Origin of the sequence: Rhodopirellula baltica SH 1 (genome assembly GCF_000196115.1) — a bacterium.
Classification (GTDB): domain Bacteria; phylum Planctomycetota; class Planctomycetia; order Pirellulales; family Pirellulaceae; genus Rhodopirellula; species Rhodopirellula baltica.
In genome coordinates, this window is the sequence record NC_005027.1 from 1,415,797 (window position 1) to 1,439,629 (window position 23,833).

The 23,833-nt window shown below is 56.2% G+C and carries 20 protein-coding genes; 8 read left to right on the top strand and 12 right to left on the bottom strand.

The window, feature by feature from the left end:
• Positions 1-116 precede the first annotated feature (116 nt).
• The 5 genes from RB_RS05375 to lpxB all read right to left on the bottom strand — a co-directional run bounded on the left by RB_RS05375 (position 117) and on the right by lpxB (position 5,325).
• Positions 117-674, bottom strand: a complete 558-nt coding sequence (locus RB_RS05375) for a phosphatidylglycerophosphatase and protein-tyrosine phosphatase 1 family protein (protein ID WP_011119001.1) — start codon at positions 672-674, stop codon at positions 117-119.
• Entirely contained in the window at positions 671-2,095 is a 1,425-nt protein-coding gene (gene lpdA, locus RB_RS05380; protein ID WP_011119002.1) for a dihydrolipoyl dehydrogenase, read from the bottom strand. Before lpdA ends, RB_RS05375 begins: the two co-directional genes overlap by 4 nt.
• Positions 2,096-2,403: 308 nt before the next feature.
• Positions 2,404-3,168 (bottom strand): hypothetical protein, encoded by a 765-nt coding sequence (locus RB_RS05390; protein WP_007335207.1) that lies wholly within the window; start codon positions 3,166-3,168, stop codon positions 2,404-2,406.
• A 52-nt stretch (positions 3,169-3,220) separates the two neighbouring features.
• The gene (locus RB_RS05395; RefSeq protein WP_007335206.1) at positions 3,221-4,021 is read right to left on the bottom strand and encodes a hypothetical protein; all 801 of its coding nucleotides are present in this window, start codon (positions 4,019-4,021) and stop codon (positions 3,221-3,223) included.
• Between the two features lie 50 nt (positions 4,022-4,071).
• A complete protein-coding gene (gene lpxB, locus RB_RS05400) occupies positions 4,072-5,325 on the bottom strand; it encodes a lipid-A-disaccharide synthase (protein WP_164921562.1) in 1,254 nt (417 codons plus the stop codon).
• A gap of 280 nt (positions 5,326-5,605) precedes the next feature.
• Here lpxB and RB_RS05405 point away from each other — a divergent pair, with 280 nt between their 5' ends.
• The 3 genes from RB_RS05405 to RB_RS05415 all read left to right on the top strand — a co-directional run bounded on the left by RB_RS05405 (position 5,606) and on the right by RB_RS05415 (position 10,547).
• A complete protein-coding gene (locus tag RB_RS05405; RefSeq protein ID WP_164921563.1) occupies positions 5,606-7,516 on the top strand; it encodes a sensor histidine kinase in 1,911 nt (636 codons plus the stop codon).
• Between the two features lie 10 nt (positions 7,517-7,526).
• Entirely contained in the window at positions 7,527-8,876 is a 1,350-nt protein-coding gene (locus RB_RS05410; RefSeq protein WP_037228658.1) for a sigma-54-dependent transcriptional regulator, read from the top strand.
• A 234-nt stretch (positions 8,877-9,110) separates the two neighbouring features.
• A complete protein-coding gene (locus RB_RS05415) occupies positions 9,111-10,547 on the top strand; it encodes a sulfatase family protein (protein WP_164921564.1) in 1,437 nt (478 codons plus the stop codon).
• Between the two features lie 251 nt (positions 10,548-10,798).
• Here the strand turns inward: RB_RS05415 and zwf are convergent, their stop codons facing one another.
• Positions 10,799-12,253: a glucose-6-phosphate dehydrogenase gene (gene zwf, locus RB_RS05420; protein WP_007335201.1), complete on the bottom strand. Its 1,455-nt coding sequence runs from the start codon at positions 12,251-12,253 to the stop codon at positions 10,799-10,801.
• Positions 12,254-12,381: 128 nt separating this feature from the next.
• Positions 12,382-13,491 (bottom strand): DUF4261 domain-containing protein, encoded by a 1,110-nt coding sequence (locus RB_RS05425; RefSeq protein ID WP_007335200.1) that lies wholly within the window; start codon positions 13,489-13,491, stop codon positions 12,382-12,384.
• Between the two features lie 1,124 nt (positions 13,492-14,615).
• Here RB_RS05425 and RB_RS05430 point away from each other — a divergent pair.
• From RB_RS05430 to dapA, 3 genes are all read left to right on the top strand, one after another.
• Positions 14,616-15,248 (top strand): response regulator, encoded by a 633-nt coding sequence (locus RB_RS05430; protein ID WP_007328106.1) that lies wholly within the window; start codon positions 14,616-14,618, stop codon positions 15,246-15,248.
• Between the two features lie 15 nt (positions 15,249-15,263).
• Positions 15,264-15,482, top strand: coding sequence for a hypothetical protein (locus RB_RS05435; protein ID WP_011119013.1), 219 nt, complete (start codon positions 15,264-15,266; stop codon positions 15,480-15,482).
• A gap of 241 nt (positions 15,483-15,723) precedes the next feature.
• Positions 15,724-16,650 (top strand): 4-hydroxy-tetrahydrodipicolinate synthase, encoded by a 927-nt coding sequence (dapA, locus tag RB_RS05440; RefSeq protein ID WP_164921565.1) that lies wholly within the window; start codon positions 15,724-15,726, stop codon positions 16,648-16,650.
• Between the two features lie 194 nt (positions 16,651-16,844).
• On the opposite strand, the gene mqnE is transcribed toward dapA, so the two are convergent.
• The 4 genes from mqnE to ubiE all read right to left on the bottom strand — a co-directional run bounded on the left by mqnE (position 16,845) and on the right by ubiE (position 20,541).
• Positions 16,845-18,008: an aminofutalosine synthase MqnE gene (mqnE, locus tag RB_RS05445; protein WP_007339462.1), complete on the bottom strand. Its 1,164-nt coding sequence runs from the start codon at positions 18,006-18,008 to the stop codon at positions 16,845-16,847.
• 61 nt (positions 18,009-18,069) lie between these two features.
• Positions 18,070-18,987, bottom strand: a complete 918-nt coding sequence (locus RB_RS05450; protein ID WP_011119017.1) for a UbiA-like polyprenyltransferase — start codon at positions 18,985-18,987, stop codon at positions 18,070-18,072.
• A gap of 13 nt (positions 18,988-19,000) precedes the next feature.
• Positions 19,001-19,669, bottom strand: a complete 669-nt coding sequence (locus RB_RS05455; RefSeq protein WP_011119018.1) for a UbiX family flavin prenyltransferase — start codon at positions 19,667-19,669, stop codon at positions 19,001-19,003.
• On the bottom strand, positions 19,666-20,541 hold the full coding sequence (gene ubiE / locus RB_RS05460) for a bifunctional demethylmenaquinone methyltransferase/2-methoxy-6-polyprenyl-1,4-benzoquinol methylase UbiE (protein WP_007328112.1): 876 nt from the start codon (positions 20,539-20,541) through the stop codon (positions 19,666-19,668). Before ubiE ends, RB_RS05455 begins: the two co-directional genes overlap by 4 nt.
• 44 nt (positions 20,542-20,585) lie before the next feature.
• Between ubiE and RB_RS05465 the strand changes: the two genes are divergently transcribed.
• Positions 20,586-21,275: an HAD family hydrolase gene (locus RB_RS05465; RefSeq protein ID WP_007328113.1), complete on the top strand. Its 690-nt coding sequence runs from the start codon at positions 20,586-20,588 to the stop codon at positions 21,273-21,275.
• 195 nt (positions 21,276-21,470) lie between these two features.
• Entirely contained in the window at positions 21,471-22,319 is an 849-nt protein-coding gene (locus RB_RS05470; RefSeq protein ID WP_164921566.1) for an OmpA/MotB family protein, read from the top strand.
• 74 nt (positions 22,320-22,393) lie between these two features.
• Here the strand turns inward: RB_RS05470 and RB_RS05475 are convergent, their stop codons facing one another.
• Entirely contained in the window at positions 22,394-23,830 is a 1,437-nt protein-coding gene (locus RB_RS05475; protein WP_011119021.1) for a DUF1552 domain-containing protein, read from the bottom strand.
• Positions 23,831-23,833: the final 3 nt, after the last annotated feature.

Here is a 23,833-nt window from a genome sequence, read left to right on the forward strand (position 1 = left end):
AAGAACCAGTGGGGCCCTCATTCTAGTGCATCCGCCAGCAATGGACTTTCACTCAGTTAATCCTTTGAATCCGATGCACCCAGTCAACGTCGCTGGTCTCAGAGGTGAGAGCATTTTTATCCGATCGACGTTTGAAATTCACGTATGAATTGTTGGACGACCGGACGATTGGTCAGCCGTGGATTGATATGAGGACGCTTTTCCAACAGCCAAGCTTGAGCCTGTTCGGGAGTCATCTCTTTATGAGCAATCAGCCAACAAATCGCGATGGTGGCACTACGAGCCCGACCGGCTTTGCAGTGAATGTAGACTGCTTTGCCTGATTCGACATTTCGTTGAATGAAGGCGACACCCGTGATCACGTCTTGCAGACTGGGGTGCGTGAAGTCGGTAATCGGCAGATGCAGTTGCTCGATGTCGTGTTTGGAATACTCATCGACGGGCCCGACATACTCTTCGCAAGTGTTGACGACACCGCCGACATTGAGTTCCGCCATTTGCGGGACGTCACGAGCGAAAGGTCGAGCACCGACGATTACCAACGGATCGATCCAGTCAAACCAATTGCGGACTTTGAGAACACGTCCCAGCAACATGTTCCACCACAACGTCGGGAGGAACACGATGCGGGCGTACAATCGCCTCAGCCAACCGGACTGGATGGGACCGCTCACGCCGTGTGGATCGCTCGATCGTCGATGGCCAAAGCGGCTTCGTGCACCGCTTCGGACAGGGTTGGGTGAGCGTGGCAGGTGCGGGCGATGTCTTCGCTGCTGGCACCAAATTCCATTGCGGCGGCGGCTTCCGCAATCATGTCGCCGGCACGCGGGCCGATGATGTGCACGCCGAGCACTCGATCGGTGGCGGCGTCGGCGAGAATTTTAACTCGGCCATCGATGTCGCCCAATGTGCGGGCTCGGCCGTTGGCCCCCAGAGGACAGACACCCTTGTTGTATTCGATGCCGGCTTCCTTCAGTTCTTCTTCCGTTTTGCCGACCATCGCGATTTCGGGGTGGGTGAAGACGATCGCGGGGATCACTTCATAATTCATTTCGGAGGCGATGCCGGCCATCTGTTCGACGCAGACAATGCCTTCTTCCATGGCTTTGTGAGCCAGCATGGCACCGCCGATGCAATCGCCGATGGCGTAGATTCCGGTCACCGATGTCTCGAATTGGTGATTGACTTGGATGAAGCCTCGTTCGTCGAGCTTCACGCCGGCTTCCTCGAGTCCCATGCTCTTGGTTGCGGGAGCGCGGCCGGTGGCCAATAGCACTCGGTCACAACGAATCGTTTCGCCGTTTTTGATTTTAATGACGCACGGCTTCTTGTCGCCTGGCTTCGGATCCACTTTGGCGGATGCCACGAACGTTCCCGTTCGAATGTCCATGCCTTGTTTCTTGAAGCTGCGATGAGCCAAGGTGGCCATTTCCTTGTCGAGACCCGGCATGATGCGGTCGAAGGCTTCCAGGACGATCACGTTGCTGCCCAGCCGGTTCCAGACGCTGCCGAGTTCCAACCCGATGTATCCGCCGCCGATGACAACCAACTCTTCGGGCACTTCGGGGAAGGACAACGCCGTGGTGCTGTTTCCGATTCGGTCGCCGTCTTCTTCGACGAAGGGAAGCTGTGCTGGGACACTGCCGGGGCACAGCATGATTTGGTCGGCGGTGACCAAAGTCGGCTGATCTTCGGCCGCACCTTCGCTGGGCGTGATTTCGATGCTGTCCACATCGCGAAGGCGGCCTCGACCGTGATAGGCGGTCACACCCCGGCGATCGAACAGCATGTCAATTCCACCGGTCAGCGATTCGACGATCTTCTCTTTGCGTTTCATCATCACGTCGAGATCGACTTCGACGTTGCTGACATTCAGCCCGTGATCGGCGAACTTATGCTGGGCTTCTTCATACAGGTGGCTGGATTCCAACAAAGCTTTGCTGGGGATGCACCCGACGCGTACGCACGTCCCACCAAAGCGAGGGTTGTCGTCGATGCAGGCAACGTCGATGCCGAGCTGTGCTGCGCGAATGGCGGCGACATATCCGGCTGGGCCACCGCCCAAAATGACGAGTTCGTGACGAGCCGTTTTCATAGCAATTGAGTTGGAGTGCGTGGCGAGAATCGTTGCAAATCAGGATGAATTGTCAGATACGCGAAGCGGTTTGTCGACCGGAGCGCAGTTGCTTTGCTGAGACAGAAATCCGGTGCGGCCGAGCATCACAAAACCAGTTGTCCGTGAGACGCAGCCGAAAGCTGCTGGCCATATCTCATCAAATGCACCCGTCTGCTGAGAGAAATTCTCTCAAGCTTGGACGTGCAGGTTCATGTGCAGCGGCGGATGCGGAATGAGATCCTGTTCACGTAATCAGACACGGGGAGTGCCGAAAACGTTCGCCCTGCTCATTGGCTGGCGATTGCCCCGTCCATCGCGATCGTGTCCGCGAAGTCGTATGGGTGGAACACCCGGCCGATGCGTTCGGCCAGCATCTGCAGATAAAGCTTGCGGAATTTCGACTCGGTCGTTTCGCTGGTGTACTGACCCGCCGTTGAGGGGAACATGAACTCGTCGATCTCTTTCCGAAAGACAACGGATTCGGTTTCCACGTCGAGGACGGTCAAAGTCACAGCGGCGGATCCGCGATAAAGTGTCGCACCTTCGCGAAGCTTCATGCCGGTCAGTTCAATCGCCAAGACCTTTTCAGCATCGACGCCTTTGCCGATGTCCAAGAAGTCCGTGTTTTCCCAACCATGGGTGTCGCGGAACTCTTGGATCTCGTCTTCGCGTACCAGGCTGATGTTTTTGATTTTGGTGAGCAATATGTCGCTGACTTTTCGTGACAAAGTCCGTGCGGCGATGTCTTCGCTGTATTGGCTTCGGTCGGTGAAGGTCACAACCGCGACCTTCGAATCCTTGAGTGCTTCGCATTCCGCAGGGACTTGGTCGGCACCGACAGCGTGCATCAAGTTTGACATCAAACCCAAGCAACCGGTTTGAGTGGTCAACAGAAGGCCGGAAATCAGCAACGACGAAACGGTGCAAATGAGAGCGGTGGATCGAGCTGGCATGATGAACGTCGGAGGGCAAGCGGCGGGGAATACAACCGGAAACTTGGTCGTAAGCACTGCCAGCAATTCGACGCCACCCCAATCCGACGCAGTTCGCAAATTGCGAACGAAATTCAGACAGGAAAGCTTCCCGCGAGGATTCCCATCCCCGCTACAAAACGACCGGGGCGACGATCAATTCGCGTTCGATTTGGAACAGCGTGACCTGCCAATCGGATTCATCTTTGTCGCGAGATGGATTCCATTGCAATTCAATCTGGATCACGTTGTCGAACTGTCCGGTCGGATCTCGCCAGTACGTGTCGACTTTTTCTCGTCCGTACTTCTGGAAGACGCGAGGGCGACGGTCGAGTTCCCACGGGATCTCTGGACCGAGTCGTTTGACATCCGAATAAGGACCGGCGCGAAACGACTCAAGCTGTTCTTGGGCGGATTGATCCAGCTTGTAGGCCGCGTCCAGTTTCATCGTTGAAACTTGGCGGTTGGGAGCCGATTTTTGCAACTCCAGCGCCAACGCTTCTTCGCCATTGGCCGCCAGTTCGAGGTACTGCTGAGCGAAGTAGGTCGCTTGGTCGCCCAGCGTTCGGTATTTCAGGTAGTGCACAAAGAAGCCGGTCGAACCGAACAAGCACGCCAGCGCCAAACCGATTCTGGCGACGGTGGTCCCAACCGGTTTCGCCTTTCCGGCGTGCTTTCGCAGCGCAAACAAGCAGATCACAATCGCCAAAGCGGGCAGCACAAGCATGGGCTTGGCAACCGCGGCGGTGAAGCTGGCGAGCGAGAGCAGAAGCCCGATGAAGGCACTGATGCGAACTGGGGCGACGTCTTCAACCACGACCGCTTCGTAGCCCGATTCGGCTCCCATTCTGGGAACATCCCGTTCGCGATTGGCGGCGGTGGCTTTCGCGGCACCGCCCAAAAACAACGACTTGGACGATTCAGGCTGGTTCATTTCGGCGAGGTTACGAAAAGAGGACCGCGGGGGAAGTGGGACCCGGGCTGTTACGCAGCGTCTCGCATTTGGGTTTGCATGCCGAAGGAATTCTTTTCGGGGAGCGTTTCGAGGTCGCCAAACAGCTTGGATCGCAGCAATTCCGCGGCTCGTTGAGACGCCCCCGGACGGGCGTGTTCATCTCGCAGTTTCTGCAGGTCTCGCCGGATTTTCGCGTAGTAGAAGCTGTCTTGCAGCATCGCTCGCATGGTTTCGGTCAGGAAATCGACCGCGGGTGCCGGGTCGCCGACCGATATGAACTCGGGAAAGAGTTTGCGTCCAGCCATCAGGTTTGGAAGCGTGACGCTGTCGATCTTCAGAACGCGTTTGCCGACGGCGTGCAGCACTCGTCCGACGCGGTAAATCACCGCTGCGGGAGTTTCGCGAGCCAGCAATTCCAGGCTGACGCTGCCGCTGACCATCATCGCACAATGGGCGGCTTCGATGATTTCGGATGTGCAATCGACGTAAAAGTCGATTGGCAAATCTTTGTCTTCTTCGGACAGTTGCTCGCGGCACCAAAGGCATTGTTTGTCGCGATACGCGGCGACGGCGAACCGCACGTTTTCACCCGACTGGCTCAATTCGCGGTCCAGTCGCCGGATGGTTTCCAGTTGAATGGGGAAGTTCGCCCGGACTTCGTGATCACGTGAACCAGGCAGGACCGCGACGACGCGATCGCCCGAGTTTTGCTGGCTTTGAAAGCGACGCATGACCGCGGTGTCAAGTTTTTGTTCGGCGACGGCATCAAAGAACGGGTGCCCGACGAGGCTGACCGGGATTTGATGACGATTGAAAAACGATTGCTCGACGGGCAAGACGGCGACCACGTGATCGACGCTGCGTTTCATTTTGCGAACTCGCCATGCACCCCACGCCCAAAGTTGCGGCGGGCAATAGTAGTGAACCGGAATGCCGTACTTCTTGGCTCGTTTTGCGATGTGCCAATTGAATCCGGGGAAATCGACCAGAACGACCGAGTCCACTGATCCGGAGCGGAAAATGTCTTCGGCTTGGTCGGCAAAGCGGAAAAATTCACGAAGCTTTGGAAGGACCTCCACAATTCCGACAACGGCGTGCCGAGTCAGGTCCAAGTCGACGCGGCAACCGGCCGCCAGCATCGAGGGGCCGCCAAAACCACGGCAAATGATTCGTTCGTCGTTTCGCATCGCCATACCACCGGGATTCGCCAATTGACGAATCAATCGAGCGGCGTGTTGGTCACCGCTGGGTTCCCCGACGGAAAAAAAGATGGTCTTGGTCACGTGTGACGGTCCCCGGCGATCGTGGAGCAAAGTTCAACGTGGGGATATAGGAAATCACGCTTTGGCAACGCAAGTTCGATCCGCTCTTGCCACTCCGCCAAGCCAACGATACGCTTCGAAATGTTGAACAGGATGTTTCACACCGTGATGGTCAAGGAGGCCGATTCGGATGCGAAAAAATGGACCCCATGAGGCAAGTAGCCTCTCTGCAACGCATCCCACGGCGTCGCTTTTTGGCTCCGGTTCGGATGAGTCATCGGCTGGCGACGCGACGATATCGATGTCCAACCGTGATGCGGTCCCGGACTCGGTCGTCGAACCTCTTTTTGCATCGTCGCAGTCTGCCGGCGGAGCAAATTCTCCCGGCGGAGCAGATCCCGCGGCCGGTGAGCAGGCAGCCGCCGAGAAGTCGGCAACCAACTGGTCTCGGCGAATCCCGCGTTTGCGAACGGATTCACGAGTCTGGCGTTTGGCTCCACGTGGCAAGTTCCCCAAGATCGGTTCGATTCAAGTCAAACTGTTGACCGGGACGCTGGTCTTGGTCGCTTTGGTGATCACGCTCGGCGGCGTTGGGATTGTCGGGCTGTACCAGTATCGAAACTTGGCCGACGCGATCAGTTCGCGAGCCAAGGAGTTGCCGATGGCAACGCAAATTGCTCAAGCCGCCGCGAAAGCACGCGACAGCAACACGCGTCTGTGCCAGATGCGTGCTCAGGCAACCATGATCGATCCCTTTGGAATGCCGCACTCCAATTTGCAGATGGAGAACGACGAATTCCACAACACCATCAACGAGTTGGATTCGGCGCTTGGTCGATATTCCACCATGGTGACGGCGAAGATCGAACAACCTCAAGAAGTGGAGGCTGGTTCGACGCTGATCAATCCTGAAACTCAGCTCGCCTCTCTGGACACCATCCGGAGCATCTTGACTGAGATTCAAAAGAATCAAAACAACCTGGACTATCTGGTCATCGATCGTCGGTCCAGTCGAAACAAAATGGGCGAGACGCTCGATGAATTGGTCGGAAAGACGCGGGCTCACCTGGTTTTGATTCACGGTCAAATGGCGGCGTTCAGTGACCACGTCAAAGGCCGATATCGACTTGGGATCGGGATCGCTTGGGTGGCCTTTGCCGCCGCGATGGTCATCGCCGCTGTGATGGTTTGGGTTTTTCAAACCAGCGTGTTGGCGCCGTTCAATAACCTTGTCATCGGTGCCCGTTTGGTCTCACGCGGCCAGTTTGGGCATCGGATCGATTTGGGAACGGGCGATGAGCTTGGCGAGTTAGCAGTCATTCTCAACGAGATGACCGATCGCTTTCAAAACAGCATGGCTCACATCGAAAAGATGTGTGACGAATTGGATCAAGAAGTGAAGGTGCGATCCCAAGAAGTGATTCGCAACGAACAACTCGCCGGCGTCGGTTTCTTGGCGGCCGGGTTCGCTCATGAAATCAACAATCCGATGGCCGCGATTGCTTGGAGCGCCGAAGCGATCGAATCGCGGATGAACGACTTGATGATGTTGCCCGACGACGAGCGATTGCTCGACAGCGAGATGACTGAAAATTGGCGTGAGAACTTGCAACGTATTGAGGGCGAAGCGTTCCGGTGCAAATCAATCATCGAAAAGATGTTGCTGTTCAGCCGTATGGGACAAGTCGAGAAAACTTCGTTCGATATTGTGCCGTTGGTCAACGACGTGATCGAAATGGTCGGAACACTCGGAAAATACAAGTGCCAATCGCTGCGGTTGTTCGGCGACGAAACAGCGATTGTTTATGCCAATGATCAAGAGATTCGCCAAGTTATCTTGAACTTGGTGACCAATGCCCTGGAGAGTGTGGATTGCGACGGCGACGTGAGTATCTATATCCACCAAGGCCCCAAGACATCGACCGTTCGCGTAAAGGACACCGGTTGCGGGATGTCCGCGGAAGTTCAGGCTCACTTGTTTGAACCATTCTTCACTCGGCGTCGCGATGGTACCGGGACCGGATTGGGACTCAGTATTTCGCACCGAATTGTTTGTCAGCACGGTGGCCAGTTGAGTGCTCGCAGCGAAGGCGAGAATCGCGGCAGCGAATTTGAATTGCGATTGCCAATCGCTGCCATCACCGAAGAAGTCACCTCACCCGCGTATGAAAGTTGGAAGTTCCAAGATGCCCAGCAAACCCAAGCAGCCTAAAGCCGACGGCATGCACATTCTTTTCGCGGACGATGAACCTCAGTTGCAAAAACTGATGGGCACCGAGTTGCCGCGAATGGGATACCGCGTGACCGTTTGCCCCGACGGGCCAACGGCCGTCGATGTTTTGTCGAAAGAACCAATCGATTGCCTTTTGGTTGATCTCGATATGCCGGGGATGAGCGGAATCGAAGTCATCGCTCGCGCCCGCGAAATTCGGCCGGAGATCGAAGCGGTGATCATGACGGGCAACCCCAGTCAAGAAACCGCGATCGAAGCGCTTCGTCACGGCACATTTGACTATTTGATGAAGCCCTGCCGACTGGCTGAGATCTCGGCTTTGATGGGACGAGTGAGCGAACGTCGTGAGTGGAACCGTTTGGTCGCTGCACTTCGGCATCGATTGCAGCGTGCCGAAGGCGATTCCGATTTGATCGGTGAGAACCAATCGATGCACGCGGTTCGCAAACTGATCGCCAAGGTCGCACCGACTGAATCAACCGTTTTGATTCGTGGCGAAACGGGATGCGGCAAAGAGTTGGTCGCTCGTGCGATCGCTGACGAGAGTCTTCGCAGTGAGCAGCCATTCGTCGCAATCAACTGTGGTGCGTTGCCGGAAACGTTGATCGAAAGCGAACTGTTCGGGCACGTCAAAGGTGCGTTTACCGGAGCAGACTCTGGACGGATGGGATTGTTCGAAGTCGCCAGTGGTGGAACGTTGTTCCTTGACGAAGTTGGTGAGCTTCCGTTGGCCGTTCAAGCAAAATTGCTTCGCGTTCTGGAGACCGGTGACATCCGTCGACTCGGCGACAATCAAAGCATCAAGGTGGACGTGCGTGTGGTTTGCGCAACTCACCGCGATTTGGAAAAAATGGTGACTGAAGGCACGTTCCGCGAAGACTTGATGTTCCGCATCAACACGTTCGAGCTACGGCTTCCGGCGCTTCGCGATCGTATCGATGATTTGCCTGCGCTGGCGGAGCACTTGCTGCGTCGGCATCGTGCTGATGGTACCAGCGGCCAGTTGTTCACCGAGGCGGCGATGGCTGAGTTGCAATCGCATCAATGGCCCGGCAACGTTCGCGAGCTTGCCAACGTGATCGAGCACGCTTCGGTGTTATGTGATGCACTTCCGATCGATGTGGAGCATTTGCCTCAGCACTTTGCTCGCCGTCAGCTTCGAGCTGATTTGGCCGATACCGCTCCGATGACGATGCGTGAGATCGAATTGCGTGCGATCGAGAGAGCGATGACTCGCCACAACGGTAACAAGAAGGCCGTGGCGGAAGAGCTCGGTATGTCGCTGAAGACGCTCTACAACAAGTTGAACGCGGCATCGGAAGCTTCCGAAGCCGCCTAGCTCGTGTGTCACAAGATCGTTGAATCAACATCCGTACGACGGACTTCCAAGTCCGTCGAGGTGAATGACTTTCGACGGACTTGGAAGTCCATCGTACGGGGAATTGGTCGATGGCTGGCCCGTCTATTCGTCGGGATTTGGTTGACATCGGCGTTTGGGGTTAAGATATTTGCGCCGCCGCGATTTCGGATTGTCGGCTCACACACGCAAACATCCCCTTCCCGCCCGGTTTTTATGAAAAGTTCTCTTAGAACCATTGCCACCGTTCTCGCGGTTGCCTTGGTCCCCGTTCTCGCGCACGCTGAGACGAAGTCGCCCAATTTCCTGATTGTGATGGCGGACGATTGCACGTACAACGATCTGCCAATGTACGGCGGCGAGAACGCGAAAACGCCGAACCTGGAGCGGCTCGCGAAAGAAGGGATGACATTCGATCGGGCGTTCCTCGCCGAAGCGATTTGCCAGCCTTGTCGTGCCGAGTTGTATTCGGGCTTGTATCCGATGCGAAACGGTTGCAATTGGAATCACTCCGCCAGTCGCCGTGACATCGAGAGCATGCCTCAGCATCTTGCTCGAGTCGGCTATCGAGTCGGGTTGGCCGGCAAGGTTCATGTGTCGCCGGAATCAGCCTTCCCGTTTGAGAGGGTTGATGGGTGCGACAAAAACTGTGTTCGCAATCCGACTCAAGAAATGCAGTTGGACTCCATTGGCGAGTTTATGTCTCGCGAGGACGGCCAGCCGTTTTGTTTGGTGGTCGCGTTGGTGGAGCCGCATGTGCCGTGGGTGATGGGCGACGCGAGTGCGTACCCGCCACGCAAATTGAAGTTGCCGCCGAACATTGGCGACACGCCCGAAACTCGGTCGGCGTTTGGGCGGTATCTGGCTGAGATCACTTACATGGATGATCAGTTTGGCCAGATCATGAATGAACTCGAGGAAGTTGGAGAGTCAGGCGATACGATCGTGTTGTTCACTTCCGAGCAGGGCTCTCAGTTCCCAGGCAACAAGTGGACGAACTACAACACCGGCGTTCACACAGCATTGATCGCAAAGTGGCCGGGCATGATCGTGCCGGGAACCAGGACAGACGCTCTGGTGCAATACGCCGATGTGTTGCCAACGTTGATGGATCTGGCTGGTGCCGAGTATCAACCAGAAACGTTCGACGGGGCTTCCTTCGCCCATGTGCTAAGACATGAGAAAGATGCCCATCGCGAATATGCCTACGGGACGCACAACAATATTCCTGAAGGTCCGTCCTATCCGATTCGATCCATCACCGATGGGCGTTATCACTACATCCGCAATCTGCAGAACGAGAACCTGTACATCGAAAAGCACTTGATGGGCGTCAAAGGCAACGGTGAGCTGAACAACAAGTATTGGCAGACCTGGGTGTTTCAGTGCTTTGAACAGCCTGAGCTACTTCGTCTGATCCAGCGATACCAGTTGCGCCCGAAAGAGGAGCTCTATGATCTTGCCAACGATCCGTATGAGATGACCAATCTGATCAACGACGAAGGGTTGGCTGGAGTCCGCGAGGAGTTGGGCCGAGAGCTGGAGCGTTGGATGGAATCGCAGGGCGATCCGGGAGCGGAACAGGATACAAACGAGTCCCTGCGAGCAGCCAAGCGTGGCGAGCATCGGTTCGGAGTTGGAACCGAAGGGTAAGGTGGGACGTAGGCGATCGGGGCCCCCGATCGCATCCGAGAAGGTCGACTGAGAGGCCTCAGTCGACTACACAGGGAAAGGTCGACTTTGAGGCCTCAGTCGAATACACGCGGGAAGGTTGAACGAGGGGCCTCAATCGACTACACGCGGGAAGGTCGACCGAGAGGCCTCGGTCGACGACGTGATTTTCGACTGGAGGCTTTGGTTGATTGCGGGACGCGACTGGGAGGCCCCAGTCGCATACGAGCTGCTTAAATAACTGGGCAGACGTCGAACCATTCGCGTTTTTGGTCGAACAGCCACTGCGAGCATTCTTCGGGGCCCCAAAGGCCGGTTTGGTACGTGTGCAGTGGCGGAGCGGCCGGGCTTCGCCACGCTTCGATGATTGGATCGATGATGCTCCAGGCCAGTTCGACTTCGTCGCCGCGAGCAAAGAGGCTGGCGTCGCCTTGCACCGCGTCCAGCAGCAGTCGCTGATAGGCGTCGGGCATTTCTTGGCCGCCGATCGAATCTTGGAAGTTGAAGTCCAAGTGGTTGGTTCGCGTCTTCATTCCGGCGTCGGCAACCTTGGTTTCGAAGTGCAATTGGATGCCTTCGGCCGGTTGGACTTGAATGACCAATCGGTTGCCAAGTTTGTTCTCCTTCTTCGATCCGCCAAACAATTGGTGCGGAACGTTTTTGAACTGGATCACGATCTGGGTCGTTCGGCATGACATGCCTTTGCCGCTTCGCAAGAAGAACGGCACGCCCTGCCATCGCCAGTTGTCGCAGTACAGTTTCAACGCGGCAAAGGTTTCCGTTTGGCTGTTCGCCGGGACGCCTTCCTCTTGCAGGTAGCCGTCGTACTGGCCGCGAACGGTTTGAGATGCGAAGTCGCCACCCGTCATCTTGCGAACACTGTGCAACACTTTGACTTTCTCATCGCGAACCAAAGCGGCGTCAAATTTCGCCGGCGGTTCCATCGCCGTGATCATCATCAGTTGCAGAATATGATTCTGGAACATGTCGCGGAGGATTCCGCTGTTGTCGTAGTAGCCAGCTCGCCGGCCGATGACGACTTCTTCGGCCACGGTGATTTGCACGTGGTCGATGTAGTTCCGGTTCCACAGCGGTTCGAAGATACTGTTGGCAAAACGCAACGCGAAAATGTTCTGTACGGTTTCTTTGCCGAGGTAATGATCGATCCGGTAGATCTGATCTTCGCGAAAAACGTTGTGGATCGATTCGTTCAGACGCTGGGCCGTTTTCAGATCCGTGCCGAACGGTTTCTCGATGATCACCCGTCGCGGTCCGGTTTTGTCGCAGGCGAGTCCCGCGGCCCCGAGTTGCTGGATCGCTTCTTCGTACAACTGTGGCATGGTCGACAGGTAGTAGACTCGACCGGTCGATTTGCCTTCTTCGATTTCATCCAAAAACGTCGCCAGCGATTGAAACGACTCTGCGTCTTTGATGTCGCCGGGCTGGTAGTAGATGTTCGGTGCGAATGATTCCCAGGCTTCTTCGCTGAAAGACTTGCCGACAAATTTGGCGGTGGTTTCGCGAAGCGATTTTCGCCACTCGGAATGTTCGTAGGGACTTCGCGAAACACCGACAATGCGAGTCGAGTCGGGCAGGCGTCCGCGTGAGAAGAGTCGGAAGAGTGCCGGGACCAGTTTGCGGCTGGTCAGGTCGCCGCTGGCACCAAAGATGACAATTGTATGTGACATGGTCTGCGTTTCGGGTCAGAAGGAATCGCGATCAAACGGAAACGGAATGGAGGTGTGCGTTGATTGGCTGGGACCGAAGTTTGTCGCAGAGTGCGTCGCCGGGAGGTTATGCAAGGCAATGCCGAGACTCAGTCGTCATCATCGTCCGGTTTATCAGGATCAAACGGTTCTGAGTCGAGGTACTCGGTACCACTGGGATCAAACTCGCTGGAACCAAAATCGTGATCGTCCAGAAAGGCTTCGTCGACATCGTCGTCGAGCGAAGTGAAATCTTCTTCAATCGTGCCGGGGTCCAGCAGGTGTTCGGGAATGTTGCGGCCGTCTTCGGGGATCCAACGGATGGTCGGTCGAGGCGGATCGGAGAGCGATTGGTCGCACTCCATCGCCAACCATGTTTGGCCTCCGGGGCCGTCGGCGGTGTCACCCGTCGTGACTTCCTCATCGCCCGCCAACAAGTACAGCGACGCGTGTCGAAGAAAACGTTCGACGTCTTCGGCGACGTATTCGGAAAGTGGGAACACCGCTTCCATGTCCGGTAAATCGAACTGGCCGTTACCAACCGTGTCCATGATTGCGAACCGATTGTCATCGACATACACCCGGACATTGGTCCACATGTCGAGCGGAGGCAGTTCCAAATTCCAGGCGTGATTGAGTCCTTGGCGAAGCACGTTCTCATCGCAGAGGACTTCACCGCCAGGATTGAAATAGCAAATCGCTTCGGGAGCTTCCAGAATTGCGGCGACGGCTTTCGTCAAGAAATGCAGTTCGTCAATCGCCTCGTAGTCATCCGGGACCAGCGGCAGATCGTCCTCGTCGTCGTCGTCTTCCTCTTCGGTGCCCAGGACATAGCTGATCAGAAACCGAATGTGACAGGTGTGCTCGGATTGGATGTCCGGCATGTCGTCCCAATGGCGCGTTTGATCGCAAGCTCGTGACAGGCAACCGGGGAACGCGAGCGGGCCGAACTGGCCCAACGACCAAGCGACAAATCGTTCGGGTGATTCGTCTGGGTCACCCATGTCATCAGGCCATGGGATTGACGAGGGAGTGACAAGCAGATGGCCGCCGACTTCTGGCCGAAAGTCATAGATCAGCGTTTCGGGCGAGTCCTCATCATCGAGAGACTCTTGGCGACCTGCCAATTGGAATTGGTTCAACCGCGATTGGATTTCGTCCAACTCGAGCGGACGGCGCAATAGCACGCACATGCCCTGGGTGAACAATCCTTTCGCCATCAATCCTATTCTCCGTGTCCGGTTTGGTTTCAAACCGCGGAGTTTACCCGCATTGCATCAGTCTCACGACCCCCGCACGCACGGCACGAAATCGCACAAAATGGGAGATTCCGCCGATGCGTCTCGCTAGCGACCAGTGGCGGGAACTCGCGAGTTTCAATCTCAACACGATCGATGCGTGAGCACGCTTGCTAGCGGCGTTTGATTTTCCCTTGCGTTCACTCGTTGAGGCCGCTGTTCGCGATGGTGGGTGGGTGCTTGTCTGGATCTGAAGCAATCAATGCGGTTTCGATCCTAGCGGGGTGATGCTCAGGGTGATGCTCGGGCGGCAAGCCGTGAATGCCACGTGACGACCGAAATTCAGGTAAGATATATTGTCATTTCGAGCGGTGTCGATTTTCCGCTTCCAATCGGGCTATTGCGAGAGCTTTTTGTAAACTTTTCAGTCACGACCGCCGATATGATTTGCGCATCTTTTGCGCATCGACTTACAACCAGCGGCGATGATGGCAGCGCCCCGATCGGGGCGAATCGGGCGACTTTACAGGCCGAAGTGACCCAATCGGGGAAGCCCGTCGTACAGAGATGCATTGATGGTCCATCCGGGGGTGGAGGGTAGAGTTGTCCTTTCATCGGCGGATGGAAAATCAGTAAAGACATTGTGGACTTATCATTTTTTTTGGAACCTTTTCCGAAAAAAATACGTTTACCAGTCGTGTGACAAATTCGGATTAAAAACACCCTTGCAGTGATACGGGTTGAACCACCGCAGGGGGATAAAATTGAGCATCGCTTGTTTTGCCAACTGTCTCGCTCGCTGGAGGGGATTGGCGGAAACCCCCAGTTTTTGCTTGCATTGGGTGTTTTTCAGCCGGTTTGGCACCGGGGGTGCTAGTAGGACATCGCTCGAATGACCGGATCGCGGCTGGCCTCTTGGTGTTAATGAGCTAAGATTTAGCGTGCAAAGGATCGTGCGGTGCGATGTCGATGGTCAGATGCGTCACATGTCAACTAAACCGGTTTGCGTTATTAGTTGATTGAGTTACAACTCGCTTTTACCCCTCGATTGCCCAGCAGCCCACCACGGCTCCCGCTCATACCTCTTCTCTGAATGGAAAAAACTGATGTCAAAACGCCTACTGATCGTCGATGATCACGAAGTTTCCCGCTTGGGAACTTTAGCCGCCCTTGAAGGAACCGGCATTGAAGTGGTCGCGCAAGCTGACAAAGCTGCCGACGCTCTGGAGATTGTTTCGAACACTCCTCTCGACACCGTGTTGCTCGATATCCGGATGGAAGGTGGCGATGGCCTGAATACGCTTGGTCGTATCAAGCTCGATCACCCCGACCTGCCGATCCTGTTGTTCTCCGGCTATGACAACCCAACCTATGTCGCTCGTGCCGTTGCACTTGGTGCTTGCGGTTACATCCTGAAAACGGCGCCCGTTTCGCGTCTGATCGAAGCTCTGAACTTGGCTTTCGATGGTCAGCAGTCCTGGACTCGCGAAGAACTTCGTCGCGTTACCGGTGCTTTGGCGACTCCTCGCATGAACCAAGACATCGACGTGCCGTTGACTCAGCGCGAAAGCGAAGTTTTGCGTCAAATGGCGTTGGGGCTGACCAACAAAGAGATCGCCAAGATGCTGGGCATCAGCTACGAAACGGTCAAAGAGCACGTGCAGCATATCCTGCGTAAGCTCGGCGTCTCGGATCGTACGCAAGCCGCCGTTTGGGCCGTTCGCAAGAACTTGGTCTGATCTCCTTCGAATTCTTTGAAACTAGTCGTCGTTTCCATGCGGATTTGGCGACCCGGGAATTCAACAGACGTCTCGCACTTCGGCAACGCAATTGTGCTCCTGCCGAACTTCTTCTCTGCGGACGTGTCTGAATCAGGGCGAGTCGAACGATTCCTCGTCCCCATGTATCGATTTCTGGCAGGTGCCGCGTTTGGTGCCTGGTTGAGCATCGCTCGCGATCGAATCACTGTTTGAGTCCAACCGCGGATGAGATCTGTCTTTCGCGTCGAGCGATCATTTCCAAGCGGAAGTGGTCGGTCGGAGGCGATTGGGCGGTCGCTGCTGGTTGCGTCGGGAATAGGGTAATCGAGACGTGACCCGCTGTTCAGACTGTTCTTTTCGGCCACATTTTGGCCCGTGAAATGTTTTGAGAAAACGTTAAACTGCTCGCTTGTTCCATGACCCCGTTTTTTGACTTTTGTTCCGGACGTGCTTGATGTCTCCCAGAAAAGGCAGCGATTTCGCTGGTCTGTCCACCGCCATTGTGACTCCCTTTCGTGATGGACAAGTCGACGAGAAACGTTTGGCTGAGCAGATCGATTTTCAAATCGACTCGGGTGTCACGTGCATCGTGCCATGCGGAACGACTGGTGAGTCACCGACGTTGACGCATGACGAGCACGAACGTGTGATCTCGTTGACGATTCAACACGTCGCCGGCCGCGTCAAAGTCATGGCTGGCACGGGCAGTAACAGTACAGCGGAAGCGTTGCGACTGACTCGTCGAGCTGCCGATGAAGGCGCGGATGCGACTTTGCAAGTCGCCCCGTATTACAACAAGCCAACTCAAGAAGGCATGTATCAACACTTCCGCGCAGTTGCGGAAGCTGTCGACATTCCAGTCTGCGTCTACAACATTCCTGGGCGTTCAGCGAAGAACATCGAAGTCGACACGATTGTGCGATTGGCAGAATTGCCGAACATCACGATGGTCAAAGAAGCGACCGGATCACTGGATCAATGCACCGCGGTCTTGGGTGCAACCAATCTGACCGTTCTATCAGGCGATGATTCGCTGACATTGCCAATGATGAGCGTCGGAGCCGAAGGCGTGATCTCCGTGGCGGCCAACTTGGTGCCATCGGTGTTGTTGGAAATGGTCCAAACGGCAGCGGCAGGTGATTACACGAAGGCTGCCGAACTGCACCATCGTTTGTATTCTTTGTGCAGTAAGATGCTGGGGCTCGCTACGAACCCGATCCCGGTCAAAGCAGCGATGCAAATGGTCGGTCGTGACACCGGCGAAATGCGTTTGCCGATGGTTCCGCTTGACGATGCCGATCGAGCGATCTTGCAAGAGACGCTGATGAAGTTTGGCATGGAATCGGCCATTGCTGGTCAATTGCAAGCCAGCGGCGCGTGATCGAAGGACGCGTCCCAGCTAAACCCCATCCACGCGGCATCCTCCATGGTTGCCGCGTTTTTTTAAGCCCGGATGACGGATGTCTGGCCGGTGCTCTGGGCGTGTCCTTGCTTACGCTGCGGGTTATCCAACGTGGGTGGTGTGCCTTGGTTACGCTGCGGGTTGTGACGGATGGCACCTATCTCCCGCGTTTCTTAGGCTCCGGCCAGCTGAGCGTCAGCATCGACGCTTTCGCCTGATTGCCAAACCGTGAAGTCGTTTTCGTCGCGAATCACACGGTTGTAGGTCGTGTCGCGTTCGATCGGATCCCGACCCGCTTCGCGAATCAGGTCTTTGATCTGGTCGACGGACATGAACTCAGGTGTCTTCGCACCCGCGTCGTGATAGATCAGTTCATGCCGAACGGTTCCGTCAATGTCATCCGCTCCGTACGCCAACGCCGTCTGAGCGGTCTCGATGCCGAGCATGATCCAGTACGCTTTGATGTGTTGGATGTTATCCAGCATCAACCGGCTGATCGCCATCGTTCGCAAGTCCATCAATCCAGAGGGCTTTTTCAGGTCCGATAGCTTTGTGTTGTCGGGGTGGAACGCGAGCGGGATAAAGACCTGGAAACCATTGGTCTTGTCCTGCAGTTCCCGCAGACGCATTAGATGGTCGATCCGGTGATAGGCCTTTTCAACGTGCCCATACAGCATTGTGCAATTGGTTTTCAAACCAATCTGGTGAGCGGTGCGGTGGATTTCCAGCCAAGCCGGCGTATTGGCTTTGTGTTCGCACAATTGGTCTCGCACTTCGGGATGGAAGATTTCGGCTCCACCGCCCGGCATGCTTCCCAGTCCCGCGGACCGCATATCGTCCAGCACCCACTCAAAAGACTTCTTGGTTTGGAAACGGAACCAATCGATTTCAACGGCGGTCCAGGCTTTCAAGTGAATCTTCGGGTAGTTCTCTTTTAGCATCGAGATGATGTCGCGATACCACTCGTACTTTCGTTGGTGGTGCAATCCGCCGACGATGTGCATTTCGGTGCACCCGTTGGCCGTTGCTTCCGCACCGCGATGTAGGATTTGCTCATCCGACATCGCATACCCGTTCTCGTCCCGGAGGTCTTTGCGGAACGCACAGAAGCGGCATCGGTACACGCACACGTTTGTGGGGTTGAGGTGCGTGTTGATGTTGTAGTAGCCGACGTTGCCATTCTTTCGTTCGCGAACAAAGTTGGCCAATTCGCCAACCTGTTGGATCGAAACTTCGGGTTCGTACAGAAACAAACCGTCTTCCATCGACAGACGTTGTTCAGATTCGACCTTGTCACGAATTTCGCGAAAACGGGCGTCTCGTTCGTTGGCTTGCATGGTGATGATTCGAAGGGAAAGGCAATGCGAAAATGGCGATTGGTCGGTGTGCTATTAACCGCTAAATGAAGCAGTCGATCACTCCGGCGGTCATCAGAATCAGGCTGACGATCGCGTTGGTATGAAAAAAGGCTTGGTTGACGCGAGACAGGTCGCTCGGCGAAACCAATCGATGTTGGTAAATGACCAAAGCGGCAGTCAGCATGACGGCGATGAGGAAAACCAGTCCCAAACCGGAGGAACCTCCCGTCCAGGCCAGCAGCCCCAGCGCTAAAATCATCGCAACATGTGAGACCGCCGCAACCCGCAGAGCGCCGGAAACGCCGCGGCGAGATGGAACGCTGTGCAGTCCTTCGGCAGCGTCGAACTCAGCGTCCTGGCATGAATAGATGATGTCGAATCCTGCCACCCAAAACGCGACTGCGACGGCCAGCCATCCGGGGACCCAGAAATCGCTGGGTTGCTGCAGCACGAATTCTCCTCGAATCGCTGCCCAGACACAGATCGGGGACAAGCTGAGTGCGATGCCAAGCCACAAGTGCGCCGAGGAGGTGAAACGCTTGGCGAGCGAATAACCACACAGAAACAAGAGCACCGGAACGGATGCAAAGAGCGGCAAACGGTTTGGCAGAAACAGCAGCGTCGAGACGATGAATCCAACGCCACACGAAATGGTGAACGCCAGCACGGCTGGGGCGGACAACGTTCCGGCGGGAATGTGGCGAGTCGCGGTGCGAGGATTCGCGGCATCAATTCGTCGGTCGACCCAACGGTTGAATGCCATCGCGGCACTGCGGGCTAGGACCATGCACAGCAGGATGCCAACAATGTCTTGCACTCTGATTTGCGGGTAGGTCACGGGGGAGGTCTCGGGCAACGGCGTCGCCCAAGCCAGGAATGCCGCCAAAATCGCGAAGGGGAGTGCGAAAATGGTGTGTGAAAAGCGGATCAGGCCAAGCCAGTCGTTTAGTTTTGCCATCGTTGTTCCCGCTTCATGCGTCCTTCCATCGTTGGATCAATCCGTTGTCCAAGCCGATTTGATCGAGGATCCTTGCGACGACGAAGTCGACCAGGTCTTCGATTCGTTTGACATCGTGGTACCAACCCGGCATCGCGGGAAGCAGCACGGCACCGGCCGCAGCCAGACGTTGCATGTTCTCGATTTGCAAAACGCTCATAGGAGTTTCGCGAGGCACGACGACCAGTTTGCGATGCTCTTTCAGGTGCACTTCGGCGGCACGTTGGACCAAATTCGATGCGGCCGAACGAGCGATGCCTGACAGGGTGCTTCCGCTACAAGGGCACAGCACCATCGCGTCGGTTAGAAATGAACCGCTGGCGATCGGTGTCATGTAGTCATCGTGCTGGTGGTAATGCAGACGCTCGTCGCCGGTGGGTCCGATCTCGTCGAATTCAGGTGCAGGTTCGCTGGCCCACTGTGGCACACAAGCGAGCAATGCATTCAGGTCCGGCGATCGCAAATTCAGTTGCAGGCCCATTTCCTGATGCAGGACCGCCGCGCCACTGGGGCTGATCGTCAGGTGAACTTCCACACTGGGATCTCTCCGCATGACTTGCAGCAAGCGAACCGCGATCGGTGCACCGGAGGCACCCGTCATCGCCAGGACGATCCGGCGACGACGTTTCGTTGCATCACTCATGTCGCCACCAAGGCTTCGCGTTCGCGGTGAGCCGCCATCTCAGCGTGATCCGTTTTGCCGCCTGGTTTTTCGCCCACGTAGATTGTCGCGACACCGAGCGTCAGCGGACGGAAGGTCACGTGCTGCAATCCGACGTCCCGCATCCGGCCAGCCAAAGCATCACCGCAAGGGAACTTGCCGACGGATTCGGGAAGGTACTCGTAGGCGGACTTGTCGTTGCGAGCCATCCACTGGCCGATGCGAGGCAACACGTGTCGGAAATAGAAGTTGTAGGCTTGCTTCAAAACCGGCAGCGTCGGCTGAGAGAACTCGAGCACCAACACTTGTCCGCCTGGTTTGCAGACGCGAGCCATCTCGGAGAGGCCCTGGTCGGTGTCGGCAATGTTTCGCAATCCGAACGCGACGGTCACGCATTGGAAGGCGTCGTCGTCGAAGGGCAGCGCCATCGAGTCCGCTTCCAGGAACGGGATCGTGTGCCGGCCGGAGCCGCCCGCCGTGTCGCGAGTTCGTTTGGATTCTTTGACGCGAGCGATCTCCAGCATCGCGTGACAAAAATCGCTGCCTATGACTTGGACGTCCGAGCCTGCCGAATCGGCGATAGCGATCGCCAAATCTCCGGTGCCACAGCAGAGATCCAGAATTGGATCGTCGCCTTTGATTTTGAGGGTTTGCACCGCTTTGCGTCGCCACCATTTGTCGATGTTCAGCGACAGCAGGTGATTCATCACGTCGTATCGCGGCGCGATTTGCCGAAACATTTCGCGAACTCGCTCGCCACTTTTGTCCAGTCCCTCGGCCGCTGGCGACGGTCGCGTTGCCTCATTCGCCGAAGCATTGGACTGGTGGGACGGGTCAACGTTTGGGACACTCATGCGACAACTTAGGAAGACAACAAGAGGGAAGGGGCAGCGGTTAAGTGCGAGTGTTGCTATTTGACATCGACGGGACACTTTTGACGACCGCCGGTGGCGGGAATCGAGCGATTCGGCAAGCGATTGAAGAGGAATTCGCGGTCGAAAATCCTGATACTCAGATTTCGTTTTCGGGCCGCACCGATCGCAGCCTGATGGTGGAGTTGTTGCAGCGAAACCGGGTTTCGCCAACGAAGATCAATTGTGGTCGATTGCGACGACGTTACGGGGCCCTGTTTGGAGCCGAATTGCGGCGATCGGGTGGCGCATTGTTGCCCGGCATCGTGCCGTTGTTTCAGGCATTGAATGCGCTGCCCAACCTCGACATTGCAGTAATGACCGGGAATTTTCCGGAGACGGCAACTCAGAAACTGGAACATTTCGAGATCCGGCGGTGGGTTCGGTGGATCATCGGCGGCGATTTGGACGTGCATCGCGACGATATGGCGCGGAGGGCCGCGATGATGGTGGCTCGACGGCACGGCGATGCTCATCAAGAAACGATCGTGATCGGCGACACTCCGGCCGACGTGTTGTGTGGCCGAGCGATCGGTGCAAAAACGCTGGCGGTCACGACGGGCGAGTTCTCCCGCGAACAATTGGCACCAGCCGAGCCGACGTTGTTGCTGGACGACCTGTCGGATACCGAACGAGTGATGCGTTTCCTGGTCGATGATGAGGTTCTGGCGGATTGACGCTTCCGTCGGCACGTCGCCGCAGTCGGCCGGTGGTGTTCGACGTACGAGGCGGATGTGCCGGGTTTGTAAATCAGGCGTGTGTGCCAGTGGGTTTCGGGATTTGGCAATTCTTGAGTGAATCCGCACGAATTTTTGAAAGTCGATTCGAATCGGTGTTGTGATCGGGTGGTTTCGTTTCGTAACGTCCGTGCCATGAACGTTCTACGTCAACGCTCCGATATGCCATTCCTCGCGGTCGCCCTTGTGTGGGTCTGCGTCGCGATGGGCTGCTCGCAAAACCCGTATTTGGCGGGCGGCGGTACTTCTGTGTGGCAACCGCCACCAAGCACCACCGCCGTCAATGGCATCCAAGCCCAGGTGGCCGAGCTGAATCGTCGAGTTCAATTGCTGGACGACAACAACCGTCAGCTCACCACGCAATTGGCTCAAAGCGAACAGCAATCTCAGGTCTATCGCGATGAGCTGAACCTGGTCCGCAAGCAATTGTCGGACACGACGCAACAATACGAGTCCGCTCGCATCGCGGCTCAAGACGCTCAGACGCAAGCACGAAGTTTTCAAGCCTCCGCACAAATGCGTGGTGGTGCGACGATTCGTGCGAACACGAACTTGAATCAAATGGCCGGCCGATTGAACTTGGGCGGTTTGAAAGTCGAACAAGACGGCGAAGTCCTGCGGGTCGTGTTGCCAAGCGATCAACTGTTCGCTCAGGGAACCGGTCAACTGCAACCTTCAGCCGGTGCGATCCTCGATCCAACCGCAGCACAGCTTCGTTCCGTGTTCCCTCGTCAAAGAATTGGGATCGAAGGCTACACCGACAATGCTCCGATGTACGGCGGAGCAGCCGGGAGTGCTCATCAACTCACATCCGCTCAAACGGGCGCGGTGCTGGATTGGTTGACACGGCGAAGTGGTATGCCCGAACAACAATTGTTCACGGTCGCTCAAGGATCGAACAATCCACGGAAAGACAACACGACGCCCGCCGGTCGTGTCGCCAATCGCCGCATCGAGTTGGTGATCTATCCCGAATCGTTTTGATTAGGTCGTTCTGATCTGGGATGCGATGTGGCGAACGCCAAAAATCGGCGGCGTTTCAGGTCACGGTGGACTGTTCAGCTCAAGTCGACTTTTCCGTCGCTGGTTCCGAATTGTTCTGCGTCGATTCCCATCGCGTTGAACATCGAAACGTATAAGTTGCATAGCCTGGATTTTTCGGGTGCAACCAACCGGCGTCCCGTGCGAACGACTCCGCCGCCGCGACCGGCCAATAACAGCGGAAGGTTTTCGATGTCGTGTTTGTTGCCGTCTCGGATGGTCGAACCGAACATGACCATCGAGTTGTCCAGCAACGTCGAGTCGCCTTCTTTCAGCGACCGCATTCGATCAATCAGATACGCGTATTGTTCGATATGCCATGTGCCGATGCGTTCGTATTCCGCAATTCGATCCGGTTCATTTCGGTGGTGCGAGATCCCATGGAAAGAACTGTTCACGCCATCGATGAATGAGAAGTTTCGACCGGTTTGAGCGTTGCCCATCATGAAAGTCGCGACGCGAGTCGAATCGGTCCAAAACGCGAGGACCATGATGTCCATCATCAGTCGAACGTGTTCAATGTGTTGTTCCGGCAGCCCTGGGCCCGGACGCGGCACGTCGATCTTGCCTTCGTTGATCCAGCGACGTTGGGGCTTCATCGACGCTTCGATGCGTTGCTCCACGCTGCGGACGCTTTGCAGGTACTCGTCGAGCTTCGCACGGTCTTCGCTGCCGAGTTGCCGTGACAGCCCGTGGGCGTCTTCGAGAACGATGTCGAGGACGCTGGTTGTGTCTCGTTGCAGTGATTTCGCGACTTTCGGATCGTGCAGATTCAATCCCGATACGGGCGGAGAGGCTGCGCCGCCACGGAACAGACGATCAAAGGCGAGCTGCGGAACGATCTCATTTGGCAGCGGCGTGTTTCGGTCTCGCCAAGCGATGTGAGAGCCGTAGATTCGAGTGAATCCGCCACCCACATTGTCGACACCCGTGTAAGCCGAGTCGACGCCGAGTTCTAAACTTGGCAGAGGCGTCTGCGAACCGATCTTTGATGCAATGAATTGGTCGGCCGACATGCTGCCCGTGTCCATGTCTCGTCCCGATGTTCGAAGCACGAAACCGCCGGACAAGAAAGCGGGCACCTTGGGCCAGTGTCCGTTTCGCATGTTCAGGTTGGGGTGATGCAGATTTTCCAGCAGCACGACTTCGTCGCGTACACCGGCCAGAGGTTTCAGCATCGGCGTCAGTTCAAATTGGTCGCTGTTTTCAATTTCCGGCGGAGTCCAATTGGCTGGATTGACACCATTGGGCATGAACAGAAACGCCGTGCGGACAGGCGGGCGATCGAGCGGTTTGACTTTGCCGTTTGCATCCACCTCCGGTGGCGAATTGTCGGGTGACTCTCCGGCCATCGCGTGCAGCCAAGGCAGACTCAATCCAACCGCGGAACCGCGTGACAATCCACGGAGCAACCGCCGTCGCGACAAACTGGCACGCTTGGTTCGAAACAGCATCGT

Excerpts from the sequence above, each read along its gene's own strand:
- RB_RS05425 (WP_007335200.1), bottom strand. The coding sequence starts at position 13,491 with ATGGCGAAAGGATTGTTCACCCAGGGCATGTGCGTGCTATTGCGCCGT.
- RB_RS05450 (WP_011119017.1), bottom strand. The coding sequence starts at position 18,987 with ATGGCAAAACTAAACGACTGGCTTGGCCTGATCCGCTTTTCACACACC.
- RB_RS05470 (WP_164921566.1), top strand. The coding sequence starts at position 21,471 with ATGAACGTTCTACGTCAACGCTCCGATATGCCATTCCTCGCGGTCGCC.
- RB_RS05405 (WP_164921563.1), top strand. The coding sequence starts at position 5,606 with ATGTCCAACCGTGATGCGGTCCCGGACTCGGTCGTCGAACCTCTTTTT.
- dapA (WP_164921565.1), top strand. The coding sequence starts at position 15,724 with ATGTCTCCCAGAAAAGGCAGCGATTTCGCTGGTCTGTCCACCGCCATT.
- RB_RS05455 (WP_011119018.1), bottom strand. The coding sequence starts at position 19,669 with ATGAGTGATGCAACGAAACGTCGTCGCCGGATCGTCCTGGCGATGACG.
- zwf (WP_007335201.1), bottom strand. The coding sequence starts at position 12,253 with ATGTCACATACAATTGTCATCTTTGGTGCCAGCGGCGACCTGACCAGC.
- mqnE (WP_007339462.1), bottom strand. The coding sequence starts at position 18,008 with ATGCAAGCCAACGAACGAGACGCCCGTTTTCGCGAAATTCGTGACAAG.
- RB_RS05415 (WP_164921564.1), top strand. The coding sequence starts at position 9,111 with ATGAAAAGTTCTCTTAGAACCATTGCCACCGTTCTCGCGGTTGCCTTG.
- RB_RS05410 (WP_037228658.1), top strand. The coding sequence starts at position 7,527 with ATGCACATTCTTTTCGCGGACGATGAACCTCAGTTGCAAAAACTGATG.
- RB_RS05395 (WP_007335206.1), bottom strand. The coding sequence starts at position 4,021 with ATGAACCAGCCTGAATCGTCCAAGTCGTTGTTTTTGGGCGGTGCCGCG.
- RB_RS05430 (WP_007328106.1), top strand. The coding sequence starts at position 14,616 with ATGTCAAAACGCCTACTGATCGTCGATGATCACGAAGTTTCCCGCTTG.
- RB_RS05475 (WP_011119021.1), bottom strand. The coding sequence starts at position 23,830 with ATGCTGTTTCGAACCAAGCGTGCCAGTTTGTCGCGACGGCGGTTGCTC.
- ubiE (WP_007328112.1), bottom strand. The coding sequence starts at position 20,541 with ATGAGTGTCCCAAACGTTGACCCGTCCCACCAGTCCAATGCTTCGGCG.
- lpdA (WP_011119002.1), bottom strand. The coding sequence starts at position 2,095 with ATGAAAACGGCTCGTCACGAACTCGTCATTTTGGGCGGTGGCCCAGCC.